This is a genomic window from Flavobacterium araucananum, assembly GCF_002222055.1.
In the GTDB taxonomy this organism is placed as follows: Bacteria; Bacteroidota; Bacteroidia; order Flavobacteriales; family Flavobacteriaceae; genus Flavobacterium; species Flavobacterium araucananum.
Map to the genome: position 1 here is coordinate 102,701 of NZ_MUGS01000037.1, position 411 is coordinate 103,111.

1 protein-coding gene is annotated in these 411 nt (G+C 24.3%); it reads left to right on the forward strand.

Features of this window, described 5'->3' with window-relative positions:
• Positions 1-279 (forward strand): hypothetical protein (locus B0A64_RS17095; protein WP_165769840.1); only part of this gene is annotated, 279 nt, incomplete at its 5' end.
• Positions 280-411 lie beyond the last annotated feature (132 nt).

The window sequence follows — 411 nt, forward strand, 5'->3', positions numbered from 1 at the left end:
TTAATAGCTCAGGAACTAAAAGAGACGTTGGATAAAGCAAATTATAAAAATGCAGCTATTATTTCAAGCGATAAATCGAAAAATGAATTTCTCTCTATTAGATATAATGATCTATTTGCTCCTATTATAAAAAGCATACAGGAATTATCTGAATCGAAGAAAAAGTCTGAAGAACTACAAAAGACTATTACAGCTCAAGAAATTAAAATAACTGAATTAAGTAACAAACTTGAACTATTAGAAAAAAAATTAAACGGTTTAATTTCTTTCTCTAAGTAGTTTATCGAAAATCAATAAATTTTATTGAAAGATAAAACGATGTTGGTTAAAAATTATAACGAATTTACTTTTTTAGAATTGGTATGTATTTATAATATCGTTCTAAATTATTTTACTTCTGCTTACTATTAC